Here is an 18,209-nt window from a genome sequence, read left to right on the forward strand (position 1 = left end):
GGCGCGCGGGCCTCAGCTGGCAGCCATCCCCGAGCGGATCTCGGAGCGCAGCTCGTCGATCAGCTTGAGGCCATTCTTGGTCTCGACGTGCCAGAAGGTCCAGCCGTTGCAGGCTTCCGAGCCCTGGGCGACGGCGCCGATGCGGTGGATCGAGCCGACCTTGTCGCCGAGCATGATGGCGCCGTCGGCGCGGACCAGCGCGCCGTGGCGCTTCTTGGCGTCGACGAGTTTTGCGCCGGGCAGGATCATTCCGCGCTCGATCAGTTCGGAGAATGCGACGCGCGGCGCTTCGCGCGCGGTCATGAACGGCGCCAGCGTCGCTTCCGGCAGCGGCTCGATGGCGGCGATCCGCGCTTCGGCGGCGGCGGCGTAGGCCTTGTCGCGCTCGAAGCCGATATAGTTGCGGCCGAGCCGCTTGGCGACGGCGCCGGTTGTGCCGGTGCCGTTGAACGGATCGATCACGAGATCGCCGGGCTTCGACGACGACAGCAGCACGCGGGCGAGCAACTGCTCGGGTTTCTGCGTCGGATGAACCTTCTTGCCGTCGGCGCCCTTGAGGCGCTCCTCGCCGGTGCACAGCGGGATCAGCCAGTCGGAGCGTGCCTGCACGTCCTCATTGGCCGCCTTCAGCGCTTCGTAGTTGAAGGTGTAGCCCTTGGCCTTTTCGTCGCGCGCGGCCCAGATCATCGTCTCGTGCGCGTTGGTGAAGCGGCGGCCGCGAAAATTTGGCATCGGATTGGACTTGCGCCAGACGATGTCGTTGAGCAGCCAGAAGCCGAGGTCCTGCATCACGGCGCCGACGCGGAAGATGTTGTGATAGGAGCCGATCACCCACAGCGTCGCCGACGGCTTCATCACGCGGCGGCAGGCCAGCAGCCAGGCGCGGGTGAAATCGTCGTAAGCGGCGAACGAGGAGAACTTGTCCCACTCGTCGTCGACCGCATCGACATGCGACTCGTCGGGGCGCTTCAGTTCGCCCTTGAGCTGCAGATTGTAGGGAGGATCCGCGAAGACCAGGTCGACCGAGCCGGCCGGAAGCTTCGACAACTCGGCCACGCAATCGCCAATGACGATCTGAGCCGACGGGGCACTCTCAAATTTAGTGCGGGGCGCCTTTGCAGACGCCCCGCGACGCGACACTACCATGACTCAAGAACTCTGACTCAGGCGACGCTGTCGGCGACGCGGGACTAAACAACCGACTGACCACACATTGACCGGGCAAAGTAAAAATCGACTTAATTGGAAATGTTCGCGTCAAAGATTGCAGCACCAATTGATGACGCATGCACAGATGCGTGCGCATGTGCATTCTGTGCCAATGCGATGCGGTGAGAAATCTTGCGAACACGAATCCGTCGCGATTCTCCCAGAGGATTCGGCAAGGATTGCCTCGGCGGCAGGCCGGTTGTGCGATGCGGGCCCCGCGCATTCGCGCACTAGGCAATTTTTGCCGGGCAGGATATTGATTAACACACTGGAAATTTTACGTCTGTGTGTCCCGCGTTGGGTCACCGACTGGAATGAAGGGAAACGCCATGCGCTATGATGATTTCCGCCGCAGCGACGACATCGAAGACCGTCGCGACGAGGGCGGGATGGGTGGCGGCGGAGGCGGTGGTTTCGGCGTTCCGATGGGCGGCGGCCGCGGGCTCGGCATCGGCACGGTCATCGTGCTCGGTCTGCTCGGCTATGCCTTTGGCATCGACCCGCGGATCCTGATCGGCGGCGCCGAAATCCTGACCGGCGGCGGCCAGGCGCCGACCTATCAGACCGACCGGCAGTCGTCGGGCGGCCAGACCAAGCGCGGCGCGCCGACCGACGAGGTGGGCAGCATGATATCGGGTATTCTTGGCGAGATCGACGATCGCTGGAGCGAGATCTTCCAAGCCTCCGGCCAGACCTATACCGGACCGAAGATCGTGCTGTTCCGCAATGCCACCAATGGCGGCCGCTGCGGCATGGCGCAGTCGGCGATGGGGCCGTTCTACTGCCCGCCGGACAAGACGATCTTCCTCGATACCGCGTTCTTCCGCGAGGTCGAGACCCGGTTCCGCGGCTGCTCGGGCAACGCCTGCAAGTTCACCACGGCCTATATCATCGCGCATGAGGCCGGCCATCACATCCAGAACCTGCTCGGCATCATCCCGCGCGTGACGCGGATGCAGCAGCAGGCCGGCAGCAAGGCCGAGGCCAACGCGCTGCAGGTCCGCGTCGAGTTGCAGGCCGACTGCCTGTCCGGCGTCTGGGTCAACCGCGAGGAGAAGAAGCGGCCCGGCTTCCTCGAGGCGGGCGACATCGACGCAGCGCTGACCACCGCGAACGCGATCGGCGACGACACGCTCCAGCGCCAGGCGACGGGCAGGGTGGTCCCCGACTCCTTCACCCACGGCTCCGCCGCCCAGCGCAAGGAGTGGTTCATGCGGGGCTACCAGCAGGGCACGGTGCAGTCGTGCAATACATTCGGCAGCAGCGGGTAGGCTGCTCTCGATCGCGCGAGCGCTTTGAATGTATGACTCACAAGCGGCACTAAATATTCAGTGTCGTCCCGGCGAAGGCCGGGACCCATAACCACCGAGGGGTCATTGTTACGTGACGCTGGGGCCCCGGCCTTCTCCAGCAATTCAGGCCGGTGGTAATGGGTCCCGGCCTTCGCCGGGACGACGGGTACGGAGGGCGACCGCGCTCCTCCGGAGTGTGCGGAGTAGTTGAAATGTCCTCACTCGACGAAACCAAAACCTTCATCCCGCTCAACATCGCGGTGCTGACGATCTCCGACACGCGCTCGCTGGCCGACGACAAGTCCGGTACCACGCTCGCCGACCGTCTCACCGCGGCCGGCCACAGGCTTGCGGCGCGCGAGATCGTCACCGACGATGTCGAAGCGATCCGCGCGGTGATCCGGCGCTGGATCGCGGATGACGGCGTCGACGCCGTGATCACCACCGGCGGGACCGGCTTCACCGGGCGCGACGTGACGCCGGAAGCGGTCGAGCCGCTGTTCGAGAAGCGGATGGAAGGCTTCTCGATCGCCTTCCACATGTTGAGCCATGCCAAGATCGGCGCGTCGACGATCCAGAGCCGCGCCACCGCCGGCGTCGCCGGCGCCACCTTCATCTTCTGCCTGCCGGGTTCGCCCGGCGCCTGCCGCGACGGCTGGGACGGCATCCTGGCCGCGCAGCTCGACTACCGCACGCGCCCCTGCAATTTCGTCGAGATCATGCCGCGCCTCGACGAGCACCTGCGCCGCCCGAAGGCAAAAGGCGCGAGCGCATAGGCAGCTCCCGTAGCCCGGATGCAGCGAAGCGAAATCCGGGGCAGTCTCTCGCGCGGAGACACCGTTCCCGGATTTCGCTGCGCTGCATCCGGGCTACGCGCTCTCTCTACCCCGTCATTCCGGGGCATCGCGCAGCGATGAGCCCGGAATCCATTCATCCTCCAACGCTGCGGCGAAATGGATTCCGGGCTCGCGCGGAGCCTGTCATCAGGCCGCGCTTCGCGCGGACCCGTTGGCGCGCCCCGGAATGACGGGGAGACTACGGCGTAGAACTGCAGTCTCGTAGCCCGGATGCAGCGAAGCGAAATCCGGGGCGGTCATTCCGCGGCGATACCGTTCCCGGATTGCGCTTCGCTCCATCCGGGCTACGCGCTGCCGATCAACCGCGGCCGATAATCCTGACCACGGCGCGCCACAGCGCCCGGACGGCGCCGCGATACGCCTCGGCGCGAAGTGCGTGCGCGCGGCGGATATAGAATGTCATCAGCTCTGCATTCACGCGCCGCCCGGTGTCGCGGCGCTGCGGCTTCACAGCTCCAGCTCCCAGGTCTCGCCGAGCAGATCGACGCCGAAGCTGTGATGCTTCTCTTCCTTCACTTTCCGGAAGCCGGCGCGGGCATAGATGCCGCGTGCGGCGAGCAGGTTGCTCTGGGTCCACAGCGTCATCCGCTTGTAGCCGTTGTCGCGCGCGGTGCGGATGCATTGCTCGACCAGAGCGCGACCGACGCCGAGCCCACGTGCCTTCTCCTCCACCATCAACAGCCGCAGCTTGGCGACGCCGTCGCCGCCGTTGACGAGGAAGATGGAGCCGACCGGCTCGCCCTCCACCTCGGCGATCCAGCAATGCTCGTGCGCGGGATCGAACGACTTGATGAATTGCGCACAGATTTCGGCGACCAGGGCCTCGTAGCTGATGTCCCAGCCATATTCCTCCGCATAGGCGCGGCCCTGCCGCGAGACCACCCAGCCGATGTCGCCGATCCGGTGGCTGCGCAGCAGGTAGCCGGCCGGCTTCTCCGCCGGCGGCTCCAGCAGTTGCTCAATGGTCGCCATCGCCGTGGTCACGCGCGTGCGGTCGCCCGGCGACAGCGCCGCCAGCATCGCAGCGACCTCGTCGTGGGACGAGCGGTTGACCTTGGCGAAGGCCTGCCGTCCCTTGGCCGTGAGGTTGAGGCGGATTTGCCGCCGGTCGCTTGGCAGCGGCTTGCGCGCCACCAGGCCGTCGTCGTCGAACTTCTGCACGATGCGGCTGAGATAGCCGGCGTCGAGACCGAGCTCGATCCCGATATCCCGGGCGGCGGCATCCTCGCGATGGGCGAGCTCATACAGCACCCGCGCCTCGCTCAGCGAGAACGGACTCTGCGCCAGATGCTGGTCGAGCATGCCGAGCTTGCGGGTATAGAAACGGTTGAAGCCGCGGACGGCGGCGACCTGATCGTCGGGATTGGTCATGGCGCACCTCGATATTTGCCATTGTCAAATAATTATTTGACTTTGGCAAGTATCATGGAGGGGTTACGCGACCATGATCCGGCTGCGCAGCATGGTCCGGGAGGAGCGGCCGAGCCGGCGCAGCAGCCGCGCCTCGGAGCGGCGCGCTTCCGGCCGGTAGCCGCCGAGCCGCTCGTAATGATCGCGCGCGATCAGGAGGCCCTGCTCGGCCGAGGGCCCGGCGATCATCCGGCTGACGAATTTCAGGCCATCGCGCAGGCCGGCATCGGCGTAGGGCGAGCGGGCGTAGCGGAAGATGCCGGCGCGGTCCTTGCCGCTCGCCGCCACGATCTGGATGAACTGGGTGGTTTCCTCGATCCAGCCGGCGTCGAGCACCGCGCCGGGATGCAGGAACATCAGCCAGGGCGAGCGGGCCTGCCGGGCGCCCTCGGCGAGCGCCGCGGCGCGGGTGCCCTCGAAGCGCAGGAAGCGGCAGCCGGCGACGTCGGCAACGCGCTCCATCACGTCGGTCCCGGTGCGGTCGACCAGCAGCACCTCGCGGATGATTCCCGCAGCCGCGCCCGGCACCAGCGCCGCCAGCGTCGCGACTGCGGTGCGTTCGACGCCGTCGGTCGGAATGATCACGCTCAGCATGGCGGCTTCGATCAGCTCAAACGGGTTTGAAAAGCGCCGCTGTGTTATCACCTTGTCATATTGAGTGCAGCATTCTCGGCTGCAGATTTTTGCGCCACGGCTTTGTGGATTCTCCGCGCGACTGTTCTTGATTTGTTCTCAAGCTGTGTTAGCTTCACGGCATGAGCAGAGCATCCTCTCATGCCCTCAGGCACCCGCCGGCAACGGCGCCCTCCGATAATCCGGCGGGTGCGCCTTCCCCTTTTCCCGAGATTGCGGTCGCGATCGAGCGCGAGCGGCGGCGTGGCCGCGGCGCGCAGTCCAACGCCAGTGGCCGCTATGAGGCCGAGGCGCGGGTCGCCTTCGACGACGGCTGGCAGAGCCTCGACGACCTGCCGCCGTTCCAGACCTCGGTGGCGCTCGACACCTCGCGCAAGGTGATCACGCGCAACGAGTCGCCCGACATCGGCTTCGACCGTTCGATCAATCCGTATCGCGGCTGCGAGCACGGCTGCGTCTACTGCTTCGCGCGGCCGACCCATGCCTATCTCGGCCTGTCGCCGGGGCTCGACTTCGAGTCCAAGCTGTTCGCCAAGCCTGATGCGCCCGAGCTGCTCGAGAAGGAGCTCGCGGCGCCCGGCTACGAGGCGCGGATGATCGCGATCGGCACCAACACCGATCCGTATCAGCCGATCGAGCGCGAGCGGAAGATCATGCGCGGCATTCTCGAAGTGCTGGAGCGCGCCGGCCATCCGGTCGGCATCGTCACCAAGTCGGCGCTGGTGACCCGCGACATCGACATCCTGGCGCGGATGGCCAAGCGCAATCTCGCCAAGGTCGCGCTCTCGGTGACGACGCTGGATCCAAAGCTGGCGCGCACCATGGAGCCGCGCGCGTCGACCCCGCCGAAGCGGCTGGAGGCGATCAAGCGGCTCACCGAGGCCGGCATCCCGACCACGGTGATGGTCGCGCCCGTCATCCCGGCGCTGAACGACTCGGAGATCGAGCGCATCCTCGATGCCGCCGCGCATGCCGGCGCGAAGGAGGCGAGCTACGTGCTGCTACGGCTGCCGCTCGAGGTTCGCGATCTCTTTCGCGAATGGCTGATGGCGAACTACCCGGACCGCTACCGCCACGTCTTCACGCTGATCCGCGACATGCGCGGCGGCCGCGACTACGACTCGCAATGGGGTACGCGGATGAAGGGCACCGGCCCGATGGCCTGGATGATCGGCCGCCGCTTCGAGATTGCCTGCGAGAAGCTCGGGTTGAACAAGCGCCGGACCAAGCTGACGACCGATCATTTCGCCAAGCCGAAGCGGAATGGACAGCAGCTAAGCTTGTTCTAGGGAGGTACCCGTAGCCGGGATGAAGCGCAGCGCAATCCGGGGCAGTGCGTCCATGGAGATGCTTTCCCGGATTACGCTTCGCTCCATCCGGGCTACGAAGAGAATAGCGGAAGAGAGAGTGTCAGCATGAGTAACGCCCCGACCCCACGCTTCACCGTCCTCACGCTCGGCGTCAGCGACATGCGCGCCAGCATCGCTTTCTACGAATCGCTCGGCTTCAGCAGGAAGATGCGCGCCACCGGCGAGGAGGTCGCCTTCTTCGACACCGGGGCCACCGTGCTCGGCCTGTTCCCGTGGCACCTGCTCGCCGCCGACGCTATGCTGCCCGACCAGCCGCGCCCGGCGGCGTTCCACGGTGTCGCGATGGCCTGGAACTGCAACGAGGATGCGGAAGTCGATACCGTCATGGCGTTCGCGCTCTCCAGGGGCGCCAAGCTGCTGAAGCCGGCGCAGCCGACCAGCTATGGCGGCTATTGCGGCTATTTCGCCGATCCCGACGGCCATGCCTGGGAAGTGGTCCGCGCGCCGGGCTTTACCATCGGCGCCGACCGGCGGGCGTCGCTGCCCGACTAGCCGCCGCAACGATCCGGAGCCGCCGGCTACTTTGCATGGGGTTGTTTTCCATGTTTTGGCAGCGCACCCCGCCGGGAGAAGGGGCAAGCGGAGCGCGCTGCCCGGCGCGTCGTTCCGCGGTCTGAATAGCGGGGAAGGGCGCCGGGTTCCCGGTTGCGCTGCCGGTTCGGCCTGCGCCACCATCCCCGCATGATTCGGGACAAGTCCAAAAGCGTACCCAAGAGCGCGGCGAAGAAGCCGGCCGCATCAGCGAAGCCGGAGAAGCGCATCATCGTGCGGCCGAGCTTCCGGCGCGAGCGTGCGCTGATCAAGCGGGGGATCTGGCCGATCGCGGGCTGCGACGAGGCGGGGCGCGGTCCCCTGGCCGGCCCCGTGGTCGCCGCCGCCGTGGTGCTGGACCCTGGTCGGATTCCGAAGGGCATCGACGATTCCAAGCGGCTGACCGCCGAGCGCCGCGAGGAACTGTTCGAGGAGATCTGCGCCACTGCCGCTTACTCGGTTGCCGTGGCGTCACCGGCGCGGATCGATCGCGACAATATCCTGCGCGCCTCGCTATGGGCGCTGGCGCGCGCGGTGCATGCGCTGCCGGAGATGCCGAAGCACGTCTTCGTCGACGGACGCGACAAGCTCGCCACGCCGTGCGACTGCGAGGCCGTGATCGGCGGCGACGGCATCGTGGCCTCGATCGCGGCGGCGTCGATCATCGCCAAGGTGACGCGCGACCGCCTGATGAGCGCGCTGGCGCTGGATTGCCCGGGCTACGGCTTCGAGCAGCACAAGGGCTACGCGGTGCCGGAACATCTCGAGGCGCTCGACCGCCTCGGCCCCAGCACCCACCACCGCAGCTTCTTCGCCCCCGTCGTCGCCGCCCGCCTGAAACATTTCCCCGAGCCGCCGCCGCCCGACCTGTTCACCGTCGATCCGGAAAGCGAAGCCGTAGCCTCCGCGGCCGCGTAGGTTCGCGACAACTCTAACCCAGCCCACCGCCGTCATCGCCCGGCTCGACCGGGCGATCCAGTATTCCAGAGACAGCAGTGCTTGAGCCGAGCGGCCGCGGCGTACTGGATGCCCCGCCTTCGCGGGGCATGACACCTTCATTGGGATTGATGTACCGGCCCACCGCACATCGGTTGCCTCCATCCCCGCCGCCGTCTATCAAAAACCCTTGAGACCATTACGCCGCTGACACGGCTGGCTGGGGCATTTCAGGCGTTTCATGCGGTTTACCTCCCTGGTTGTCGAACTGATCCGCGCCCGGCCGCGCCTCGTGGTGTGGATCGTGGTGCTGGCGCAGGCCGCGATCTGGCTGCTGCTGCCGCTGATCTTCTACGGCAGCCCGCCCGGCGATCTCGCCACCGTGCTGGCGTTCGGCCGCGAATACCAGGTCGGCACCGAGATGGGGCCGCCGCTGGCGTTCTGGCTCGCCGACATTGCCTACCGCGCCGCCGGCAACCACATCTTCGGCGTCTATCTGCTGGCGCAGGTCTGCGAGATCGTCACCTTCATCGCGTTCTACCGGCTGGCGCGCGCCATCGTCGGCGGCCCGCAGGGCGTGCTCGCGGTGCTGCTGTCGATGACGGTGGTGGTGTTCTCCTCGCCGAGCGTCGAGTTCGGCCCGCTGATCCTGGCGCGGCCGCTGTGGGCGCTGCTGCTGCTGCACTCCTGGCAGCTGATCGGGCAGAACCGGCGCAGCGCCTGGTTCGCCTGGTCAATCGATTGCGGCCTCTTGTTGCTGACGACGCCGGCCGCGATCGGCATGATCCTGCTCGTCATCGGCTTTGCGCTCGCCACCGAACGCGGCCGGCGCACGCTGCGCGCGGTCGATCCGCTCTACGCGCTGCTCGTCATCATCGTGCTGGCGCTGCCCTATCTGATCTGGTTGATCCGCGCCGATGCGATCGCGCTGCCGGCGCTGCCAGCACTCGCCGATCTAGGCGCCCGCGCCCGGCAGTGGGGCGTCGTGCTCGGAGGGCTGATCGTGGCGACGGCCGCGATCGTGCTGCTGGTGATCCTCAATTCGCGCTGGTTCGCCCGCAGCGGCGACGATTCGCCGATCATCTATCGTCCGAAGGTCGGGCCGCTGGCGCAGCAGTTCGTCTATTTCTTCGCTTTCGCGCCGGCCATCGCCGGCAGCTTCATCGCCGGCCTGTTCAATCTCGAGCGGGTGTTCGGCGGCGCCGGTGTCGCGCTGCTGATGTCCGGGCTCGCCGTCGTGGTCGCGACCGGCGACCTCATCCATCTCAGGCGGCAGCGGATGCTGCGCTCGGTGTGGGCAGCTACCGTCGCGGCGCCCGCCGCGGTCGCGGTGGCCGCGGCGTTGTTCGTGCCCTGGACCGGCACCACGGAAGTGCAGACTTCGCTGCCGTCGGCCGCGATCGGCCGCTTCTTCGATGACAGCTATGAGCGCCGCACCAACCAGCGCCTGCGTGCGGTCGCCGGCGATCCTGAACTCGCCAGCCTGATCGCGATGGAAGCGCGCCGTCCGCATCTGTTGCTCGACGCCACGCCGCAGCGGACGCCGTGGCTGTCGCTCCAAAAATTCAACGAGACCGGCGGCGTCGTGGTGTGGCGCGCGCAGGACACCGCGGGCACGCCGCCGCCCGAGCTCGCGCAGCGTTTTCCCGGCCTCGTGCCGGAAGTGCCGCGCTCGTTCGAGCGTCTGGTCAACGGCCGGCAGCCGACCTTGCGGATCGGCTGGGCCATCGTGCGCCCGAAGGGGTGATTCAGACGCGCAGGTGACGTGTAGGATGGGTGGAGCGTAGCGATACCCATCATTCACCGCGCGGATGCAATTGATGGGTATCGCTTCGCTCCACCCATCCTACGGAACAGCGATCCTACGTAGCCGCCGCCAGCGCCTTCGCGATGGCGCGCAGGTCGAGCCACGTCATCTTCTTGTACGACGGCGAGCGCAGTAGATAGGCCGGGTGGAACGTGGCGATGGCGCGGATGCTGCGCGTGCCGGTGTCGTAGTCGAGCCATTTGCCGCGGGTGCGCATGATGCCCTCGCGCGTGCCGAGCAGCGCCTGGGTCGAGGGATTGCCGAGCGTCACCAGCACGTCGGGGTTCACCAGCTCGATCTGGCGCTGGATGAAGGGCAGGCAGATCTGCGTTTCCTGCGGCGTCGGCGTGCGGTTGCCGGGTGGCCGCCACGGGATCACGTTGGCGATGTAGGCCTTGCTGCGATCGAGCCCGATCGCCGCGATCATGCGGTCGAGCAGCTTGCCGGAGCGGCCGACGAAGGGCAGGCCCTCGATGTCCTCGTCGCGGCCCGGCGCCTCGCCGACGAACATCACGCGCGCCTGCGGATTGCCGTCGGCGAAAACAAGTTTCGTCGCGGTGTGGCGCAGCGCGCAGCCATCGAACGTCTCCATCAGCGCGCGCAGCGCCTCCAGCGTCGGCGCGGTGCGCGCCGCCTCGCGCGCGGAGGCGATCGCCGCATCCGGCGCGGCGACGATTTCGCTGCGCGGAACGGCAGGCATCGCCGGCTGCGGCGGACGCAGCGGGTTGAGCGCGGCAGCCGGTCGTGGCGCAGCGGGGGCGGGAACTGCGTCCGGCTCCTCCAGGCGGTTGATCGGCTCGTCCCCAAGCGCGCAATCGACCCCGGCCTCGAGGTAAAAGGCCAGTAATTGCTGCAATGTAGGGGCGGGTTCGGGCGTCGGGGCCATGATGAGGCGCAATCTAGAGCATCAATGGGAAAAATGCAGGCCGGTTTTCGGAAAAGATCATGCTACCCGCGCCGTTACGGCGGCGCGAAACGTCCCGGACGGCGATTCCATGGTTGTCCTTCCGTCAAAAATCGGAAACAACGGCCATGAAAAGCTTAGAAGCGTTCTCGATGGGCTGAGACAAGATCATGAGTGAAGAGCTGCCTCCGCGCGAATCCATGGAATTCGACGTCGTCATCGTCGGTGCCGGCCCGTCGGGCCTTTCGGCGGCGATCCGTCTCAAGCAGATCAATCCGGAGCTGTCGATCGTCGTGGTGGAGAAGGGCTCCGAGGTCGGCGCGCACATCCTCTCCGGCGCGGTGATCGATCCGGTCTCGCTCGACAAGCTGATCCCGGACTGGCGCGAGGACGCGGACTGTCCGCTCAAGACCCAGGTCAAGGACGACCACTTCTACTGGATGTTCGGCGACAACCGGATCCGCCTGCCGAACTTCGCGATGCCCTCGCTGATGGACAACCATCATTGCTACATCGGCTCGCTCGGCAATGTCTGCCGCTGGCTGGGGCCGAAGGCGGAGGCGCTCGGCGTCGAGATCTATCCGGGCTTCGCCGCGGCCGAAGTGCTCTATGACGACAAGGGCGCGGTGCGCGGCATCGCCACCGGCGACATGGGCATCGCCAGGGACGGCAGCCACAAGGATTCCTACACCCGCGGCATGGAGCTGCTCGGCAAGTACACGCTGTTCGCCGAAGGCGCCCGTGGCTCGCTGTCCAAGCAGCTGATCGCGAAGTACCAGCTCGATGCCAAGAGCGAGCCGTCGAAATTCGGCATCGGCCTGAAGGAAGTCTGGCAGATCGATCCGGCAAAGCACAAGAAGGGCCTGATCCAGCATTCGTTCGGCTGGCCGCTCAACAATTCCACCGGCGGGGGCTCGTTCCTCTATCACTACGACGACAACCGCGTCGCGGTCGGCTTCGTCGTGCATCTCAACTACGACGATCCGTACCTGTCGCCGTTCGACGAATTCCAGCGCTTCAAGACCCATCCCTCGGTCCGCGACGTGTTCGAGGGCGGCAAGCGTCTCGCCTATGGCGCGCGCGCCATCACCGAAGGCGGCTACCAGTCGGTGCCGCGGCTGACCTTCCCGGGCGGCGCGCTGGTCGGCTGCGCTGCAGGCTTCGTCAACGTTCCCCGCATCAAGGGCGTGCACAACGCGATGGGCACCGGCATGCTCGCCGCCGAGCATGTCGCCGCCGCGCTCGCCGAAGGCCGCGCCAATGACGAGGTGGCCGCCTACGAGAACGCCTGGCGCGACTCCGCCGTCGGCAAGGACCTGTTCACCATCCGCAACGTCAAGCCGCTGTGGTCGAAGTTCGGCACGCTGCTCGGCGTGCCGCTCGGCGCGCTCGACATGTGGACCAACTCGCTGTTCGGCTTCTCGCTGTTCGGCACGATGTCGCACGCCAAGCCCGACCGGAAGACGCTGGATGCGGCCAAGCAGCACCAGCCGATCGTCTATCCGAAGCCGGATGGCAAGATCTCGTTCGACAAGCTGTCGTCGGTATTCCTGTCCAACACCAACCATGAGGAAGACCAGCCGGTCCATCTCAAGGTGGCCGACATGAACCTGCAGAAGAGCTCCGAGCACGACGTGTTCGCCGGTCCTTCCAACCGCTACTGCCCGGCCGGCGTCTATGAATGGGTCGAGGAGTCCGCGGGCCCGCGCTTCCAGATCAACGCCCAGAACTGCGTCCACTGCAAAACCTGCGACGTGAAGGACCCCAACGGCAACATCACCTGGGTTCCTCCGGAGGGCGGCGGCGGTCCGAACTACGAGGCGATGTAAGCGCGCGTCCGACGCACGTTTGCGTGAGGACGCCGTGCGGAGCGTCGCAGAACGCCGCCTCTCGCGCAGGGGAGAGGTGGAACTGGCTGCAGGGCAATTCCTGTGTTTCCCGGCACTTGTTGCTGTTTCCCAACGCGATCGTGCGCGGGGCGGCCACGATACCGCCACACTGCAGGCGTCTTGCGGATGGGCTGGCTGGATCGGCGGGCCTAAAGGCCTAATCTGCCAAATGATTCGTCATGCCTATCCTTGCGGTTGTACGCCAAAAGCGGCATTGTCGCTGGCCGTGAAGCCGCCGCTTGGGTCGCAGTTGTGAGACTGATCGCAAGATCGTGGCCGTAAATCCGTCGTGGCCGTAAATCCCTGGAGCAAGGCGACCGTGATGCTGTTCTCCCGTTTCAACCGCCTGACCATTGCCGTCGTTGCCGCTGCCGCGCTTGTCGCGCCGGCGCAGCTCGCGGCGCAGACGCCCGACCATCCCTCCGACAACACCGCGCAATTCCCGACCAAGAACGACCTGAAGGCGCTGACCACGGCCGGCAGCTATCTGGCGGCCCGGCATGCCAGCGTCGAGCGCGATGCGGCCTCCGCCGCGGCGTTCTACCGCTCGGCGCTGCGCACCGATCCGAAGAATTCCGAGCTGCTCGACCGCGCCTTCATCTCCTCGCTCGCCGACGGCGACATCGACGAGGCGGTCAAGCTCGCCGACCGCATCCTTACCCAGGACAAGGCCAACCGCGTCGCGCGCCTCGTCGTCGGCGTGCGCGATCTCAAGCTGAAGAAATACGCCGCCGCGCAGACCAACATCAACCAGTCGATCCGCGGGCCGATCACCGACCTCGTGGCGACGCTGCTGTCGTCCTGGGCGGCCTATGGCGCCGGTGACTCCAAGGCTGCGATCGCCTCGATCGACAAGCTGACCGGGCCGGACTGGTATCCGATCTTCAAGGATCTGCATGCCGCGATGATCCTCGAGCTCTCCGGTAAGGAGAAGGACGCCGGCGCCCGCCTCGAGCGCACCTACAAGCTCGACGACACGGCGCTGCGCACGGTCGACGAATATGCCCGCTGGACCTCGCGCAACAAGGACGCCGCGTCCGCCACCGCAATCTATGAAGCCTTCGACAAGAAACTGCCGCGTCATCCGCTGGTGCTGGAAGGCATCAAGGAGACCAAGGCCGGCAAGAAGCTGCCGCCGCTGGTCGAGTCGCCGCAGGCCGGCGCCGCGGAGGCGCTCTACGGCATCGGCGCGACGCTGACCCGCCGCGGCGGCGAGGACCTCGCGCTGGTCTATCTGCAGCTCGCGCTCTATCTGCAGCCCAACCACCCGATGGCGCTGCTGTCGCTGGCCGATCTCTATGAATCGGTGAAGAAGCCGCAGATGGCGATCAAGATCTACGAGCGGATGCCGGCGTCCTCGCCACTGAAGCGCAATGCGCAGATCCAGCTCGCAACCAATCTCGACGCCGCCGACCGCAGCGACGAGGCGATCAAGATCCTCAAGGACGTCACCGCCGACCAGCCGAAGGACATCGAGGCCATCCTGGCGCTCGGCAATATCGAGCGCGGCCGCAAGAAGTTCGCCGACTGCGCCACCACCTATTCGCAGGCGATCGACGCGCTGCCGCCCGGCGGCGACAAGAACGCCTGGGTCACCTACTACTATCGTGGCATCTGCGAGGAGCGCTCCAAGCAGTGGAACAAGGCCGAGGCCGACATGCGCAAGGCGCTCGAGCTGCAGCCCGAGCAGCCGCATGTGCTGAACTATCTCGGCTATTCCTGGATCGACCAGGGCATCAACCTCGACGAAGGCATGAAGATGATCAAGCGCGCCGTCGAGCAGCGCCCCGACGACGGCTACATCGTCGACTCGCTCGGCTGGGCCTATTTCCGCATCGGCAATTTCGAGGAAGCGGTGAAGAACCTCGAGCGCGCGATCGACCTGAAGCCGGAAGATCCGACCATCAACGACCATCTCGGCGACGCCTACTGGCGCGTCGGCCGCACGCTGGAAGCCAAATTCCAGTGGGCCCATGCGCGCGACCTCAAGCCCGAGCCGGACGAGCTGCCGAAGATCCAGGCCAAGATCGACAACGGCCTGCCCGAGGACGCCGCGCCGGCCGCTGCCGCCAACGACAAGAAGAAGGACGACGGCGGCAAGGGCGGCTAGCCGGGAAGGGGACGGCAATCTCGGTGTCGTCCCTGCGAAAGCAGGACCCATAACCACCGATGATTTTTGTTTCATACTTCCCGGACGACGAATCCCGTTCACAACACGGCCGCGGCGTATGGGTCCCTGCTTTCGCAGGGACGACGACCGTTTATACGGCACTTGGGCCGGGATCCCCCCGGAATATCCGCCCAAACAAAGGGATAGGATCGTGAGGCGATTTCCTGTAATCGCAACACGATGTTTGTTTTTAGGGGTTTCTCGCCGTGCCGGCGCTAGTTGAAGTGGGGCGTGCCAAAGTCAACCTGACGCTGAAGGTGGTCGGCCGGCGCGTCGACGGGTTTCACGATCTGGAAAGTGTCGTTGCGTTTGCCGACTGCGCCGATCGCATCACGCTGGAGCCGGGCGGCGGGCTGGCGCTGACGATGGCTGGACCGCTGGCCGATGCCTGCGGCGACACCTCCGACAATCTGGTGCTGAAGGCCGCGCGGCTGCTCGGCGAGCGCGTCGCCAACCTCGAGGTCGGCCATTTCACGCTGGAGAAGGTGCTGCCGGTCGCCGCCGGCATCGGCGGCGGCTCGGCGGATGCCGCGGCCGCGCTGCGCCTGCTGGCACGGCTCAACGAGCTGTCGCTCGACGACTCCCGGATCATGGAGGTCGCGCTGCAGACCGGTGCCGACGTGCCGGTGTGCGTCGCCTCGCGCGCTTGCGACATGACCGGCGTCGGCGAGGGCCTGCTGCCGCTCGATCTGCCGGCGATGCCCTGTGTGCTGGTCAATCCGCGCGTGCCGGTCGCGACCAAGGACGTCTTCAACGCGCTCGGCCTGCGCCACGGCGAGCTTCTGATCGGCGCCACCGACATCGTGATGCAGCGGCCGTCCTGGCCCGACTCCGGCTGCGCGATCGACGAATGGATCGAGGCGCTGGCGAACGGCACCAACGATCTCGAAGCGCCCGCCGCGCGCGTCGAGCCGGTCATCAGCAACGTGCTGTCGGCATTGCGCACGACCCGCGGTGCCCGCCTCGTCCGCATGTCGGGCTCCGGCGCCACCTGCTTTGCAATCTTCGCCACCGACGCCGACGCAGCCGCCGCCGGCGAGAAGCTCCGCGCCGACCACCCCGGCTGGTGGGTGCACGCCGGCACGCTGAGCTGAGCTGCTGCACAGCGTAGGATGGGTGGAGCGCAGCGATACCCATCAGCTGCTAGCCGCGCGGCGATATGATGGGTATCGCTGCGCTCCACCCATCCTACGAGCCGCGTCCTCATTCACCGCTGTCATCGCCCGGCTTGACCGGGCGATCCAGTACGCCGCGGCTCCTCGGCTCGATCACCGCTGCCTCTGGAATACTGGATCACCCGGTCAAGCCGGGTGATGACGCCGCGTTGTTTGGTGAGCGATGCGAGCCACGCTCGCAATCGTCCCGTTTTCGCAGGGACGACACTGTGACGCGGAGGCCGCGTGGCCAGCGCCGGGCAGCCTTGCGGGCCGCTTGCTTGGCAAGCCAAAATCCCTTTGCCATAACGGGATGAACAACAACGTTGCGCGCGCGGGACCATCAAAACTCCGCCGGCAGCCAAAGAAGCCGGGAGGATGAAATGGCCAATATCCGTGTTCTCGCCACCGATCTGGAGTTTCCCGAAGGTCCGGTCGTCATGCCGGACGGTTCGGTGGTGCTGGTCGAAATCCGCGGCCAGCGGCTGACCCGGGTCTATCCCGACGGGCGCAAGGAAGTCGTCGCCAAGGTGCCGGGCGGCCCGAACGGTGCGGCACTTGGTCCCGACGGCAAGATTTACATCTGCAACAATGGCGGCTTCTCCTGGATCCCGACCGGCAAGATGATCATGCCGGGACCGCAGCCGGAAGATTACCTCGGCGGTTCGATCCAGCGCGTCGATCTGCAGTCCGGCCAGGTCGAGACCGTCGTGACCAAATGCGGCGAGCATGCGCTGCGCGGGCCGAATGACCTCGTGTTCGACAAGCAGGGCGGCCTGTGGTTTTCCGACCTCGGCAAGCGCCGCGGCCGCGACATGGATGTCGGCGCGTTCTATTATCTCAAGCCCGGCATGAAGGAGATCGTCGAGGCCGTACACGGCGTCCTGCCGGCCAACGGCATCGGCCTGTCGCCCGACGAGAAGACCGTTTACATCGCGGAGACGCCGACCGCGCGGCTGTGGGCCTATGAGGTCGCCGAGCCCGGCACCATCAAGCCGCGCGACGTGATCTATCGCGGCGAGCGCGGCAAGCCGATCGCCGGCCTCGGCGGCTACCAGATGTTCGATTCACTCGCGGTGGAAGCGAACGGCAATGTCTGCGTCGCGACGCTGATCTCGGGCTGCATCTCGGTGATCGCACCCGACGGCACGCTGGTCGAGCAGGTGCCGACCGGCGACCGCGTCACCACCAACATCGCCTTCGGCGGCCCCGAGCTGAAGACGGCGTATATCACGCTGTCGGGCAAGGGCGAGCTGATCGCGATGGACTGGCCGCGCGGCGGATTGCCGCTGAACTTTTTGAACAAGTAAAGGCCATCGTCATTGCGAGGAGCGACGCGACGAAGCGATCCATGCATCCGCGCATGCGGGCCGATGGATTGCTTCGCTTCGCTCGCAATGACGGTTAAAGTGACGCCGGACGAAACACAGAGGATACCTCATGCCCTGGCTTGAACCGGTCACCCTGCGCGGCGCGCATGCGCGGCTCGAACCGCTGTCGCACGATCACCTCGCCGGGCTCACCGAGGCGGTGAAGGACGGCGAGCTCTCGAACCTCTGGTACACGGCGATCCCGACGCCGGAGAACATGACCAAGGAGATCGATCGCCGGCTCGGCCTGCAGGCCGCCGGTTCGATGCTGCCGTTCACCGTGTTCGACGCCGCGGGCAAGATCGCCGGCATGTCCACCTACATGAATGTCGACACGCCGAACCGCCGCGTCGAGATCGGCTCGACCTGGTACGCCAAGCGTGTGCAGCGCAGCGCGGTCAACACGCAGTGCAAACTACTGTTGCTTAGCCACGCCTTCGAGAAGCTCGATTGCATCGCGGTCGAGTTCCGCACGCATTTCTTCAATCACCAGAGCCGGCGCGGCATCGAGCGTCTCGGCGCCAAGCAGGACGGCATCCTGCGCAGTCACCAGATCGCGCCCAACGGCACGTTGCGCGACACTGTGGTTTACAGCATCATCGCCAGCGAATGGCCGACGGTGAAGGCGCATCTCAATTATCAACTCAACGATAAGCCGCGCTGAGGTCGAACCAGCG

At 66.4% G+C, this 18,209-nt stretch carries 16 protein-coding genes; 11 read left to right on the plus strand and 5 right to left on the minus strand.

All coding sequences use genetic code 11. The features are described from left to right. Positions 1-12 precede the first annotated feature (12 nt). The gene (locus JQ633_RS09560; RefSeq protein WP_211984734.1) at positions 13-1,146 is read right to left on the minus strand and encodes a site-specific DNA-methyltransferase; all 1,134 of its coding nucleotides are present in this window, start codon (positions 1,144-1,146) and stop codon (positions 13-15) included. Positions 1,147-1,538: 392 nt separating this feature from the next. On the opposite strand from JQ633_RS09560, the gene ypfJ reads away from it, so the two are divergent. Together ypfJ and moaB are read left to right on the plus strand one after the other, a co-directional pair. Next, positions 1,539-2,480, plus strand: a complete 942-nt coding sequence (gene ypfJ / locus JQ633_RS09565) for a KPN_02809 family neutral zinc metallopeptidase (protein ID WP_211984735.1) — start codon at positions 1,539-1,541, stop codon at positions 2,478-2,480. Between the two features lie 233 nt (positions 2,481-2,713). Further along, a complete protein-coding gene (gene moaB, locus JQ633_RS09570) occupies positions 2,714-3,277 on the plus strand; it encodes a molybdenum cofactor biosynthesis protein B (RefSeq protein WP_211984736.1) in 564 nt (187 codons plus the stop codon). 379 nt (positions 3,278-3,656) lie between these two features. Here the strand turns inward: moaB and JQ633_RS09575 are convergent, their stop codons facing one another. The 3 genes from JQ633_RS09575 to JQ633_RS09585 form a co-directional block, all read right to left on the minus strand. Beyond that, on the minus strand, positions 3,657-3,809 hold the full coding sequence (locus JQ633_RS09575; protein WP_211984737.1) for an RSP_7527 family protein: 153 nt from the start codon (positions 3,807-3,809) through the stop codon (positions 3,657-3,659). Then, positions 3,806-4,729, minus strand: a complete 924-nt coding sequence (locus JQ633_RS09580) for a bifunctional helix-turn-helix transcriptional regulator/GNAT family N-acetyltransferase (RefSeq protein ID WP_211984738.1) — start codon at positions 4,727-4,729, stop codon at positions 3,806-3,808. The genes JQ633_RS09575 and JQ633_RS09580 overlap by 4 nt, the downstream gene beginning before the upstream one ends. Positions 4,730-4,792: 63 nt before the next feature. Continuing rightward, positions 4,793-5,362 carry a glycosyl transferase gene (locus tag JQ633_RS09585; protein ID WP_211984739.1) on the minus strand — a complete coding sequence of 190 codons (570 nt, stop codon included), beginning with the start codon at positions 5,360-5,362 and terminating at the stop codon, positions 4,793-4,795. A gap of 161 nt (positions 5,363-5,523) precedes the next feature. On the opposite strand from JQ633_RS09585, the gene JQ633_RS09590 reads away from it, so the two are divergent. The 4 genes from JQ633_RS09590 (at position 5,524) to JQ633_RS09605 (ending at position 9,985) form a co-directional block, all read left to right on the plus strand. Beyond that, the gene (locus JQ633_RS09590) at positions 5,524-6,690 is read left to right on the plus strand and encodes a PA0069 family radical SAM protein (protein ID WP_211984740.1); all 1,167 of its coding nucleotides are present in this window, start codon (positions 5,524-5,526) and stop codon (positions 6,688-6,690) included. A 126-nt stretch (positions 6,691-6,816) separates the two neighbouring features. Further along, positions 6,817-7,263, plus strand: a complete 447-nt coding sequence (locus JQ633_RS09595) for a VOC family protein (RefSeq protein WP_211984741.1) — start codon at positions 6,817-6,819, stop codon at positions 7,261-7,263. 189 nt (positions 7,264-7,452) lie between these two features. Further along, a complete protein-coding gene (locus JQ633_RS09600) occupies positions 7,453-8,220 on the plus strand; it encodes a ribonuclease HII (RefSeq protein ID WP_211984742.1) in 768 nt (255 codons plus the stop codon). Positions 8,221-8,479: 259 nt separating this feature from the next. Beyond that, positions 8,480-9,985, plus strand: coding sequence for a glycosyltransferase family 39 protein (locus tag JQ633_RS09605; protein WP_211984743.1), 1,506 nt, complete (start codon positions 8,480-8,482; stop codon positions 9,983-9,985). A 115-nt stretch (positions 9,986-10,100) separates the two neighbouring features. On the opposite strand, the gene JQ633_RS09610 is transcribed toward JQ633_RS09605, so the two are convergent. Continuing rightward, positions 10,101-10,931, minus strand: coding sequence for a uracil-DNA glycosylase (locus JQ633_RS09610; RefSeq protein WP_211984744.1), 831 nt, complete (start codon positions 10,929-10,931; stop codon positions 10,101-10,103). Positions 10,932-11,116: 185 nt separating this feature from the next. Between JQ633_RS09610 and JQ633_RS09615 the strand changes: the two genes are divergently transcribed. From JQ633_RS09615 to JQ633_RS09635, 5 genes are all read left to right on the plus strand, one after another. Continuing rightward, positions 11,117-12,778 carry an electron transfer flavoprotein-ubiquinone oxidoreductase gene (locus JQ633_RS09615; protein WP_211984963.1) on the plus strand — a complete coding sequence of 554 codons (1,662 nt, stop codon included), beginning with the start codon at positions 11,117-11,119 and terminating at the stop codon, positions 12,776-12,778. Between the two features lie 382 nt (positions 12,779-13,160). After that, positions 13,161-14,948 (plus strand): tetratricopeptide repeat protein, encoded by a 1,788-nt coding sequence (locus tag JQ633_RS09620; protein ID WP_211984964.1) that lies wholly within the window; start codon positions 13,161-13,163, stop codon positions 14,946-14,948. Positions 14,949-15,214: 266 nt separating this feature from the next. Then, positions 15,215-16,102 carry a 4-(cytidine 5'-diphospho)-2-C-methyl-D-erythritol kinase gene (locus JQ633_RS09625; protein WP_211984745.1) on the plus strand — a complete coding sequence of 296 codons (888 nt, stop codon included), beginning with the start codon at positions 15,215-15,217 and terminating at the stop codon, positions 16,100-16,102. Positions 16,103-16,545: 443 nt separating this feature from the next. Beyond that, positions 16,546-17,472 carry an SMP-30/gluconolactonase/LRE family protein gene (locus JQ633_RS09630; protein WP_211984746.1) on the plus strand — a complete coding sequence of 309 codons (927 nt, stop codon included), beginning with the start codon at positions 16,546-16,548 and terminating at the stop codon, positions 17,470-17,472. Between the two features lie 130 nt (positions 17,473-17,602). Then, positions 17,603-18,196 carry a GNAT family N-acetyltransferase gene (locus tag JQ633_RS09635; RefSeq protein ID WP_211984747.1) on the plus strand — a complete coding sequence of 198 codons (594 nt, stop codon included), beginning with the start codon at positions 17,603-17,605 and terminating at the stop codon, positions 18,194-18,196. Positions 18,197-18,209 lie beyond the last annotated feature (13 nt).

Source organism: Bradyrhizobium tropiciagri (genome assembly GCF_018130505.1).
Classification (GTDB): domain Bacteria; phylum Pseudomonadota; class Alphaproteobacteria; order Rhizobiales; family Xanthobacteraceae; genus Bradyrhizobium; species Bradyrhizobium tropiciagri_B.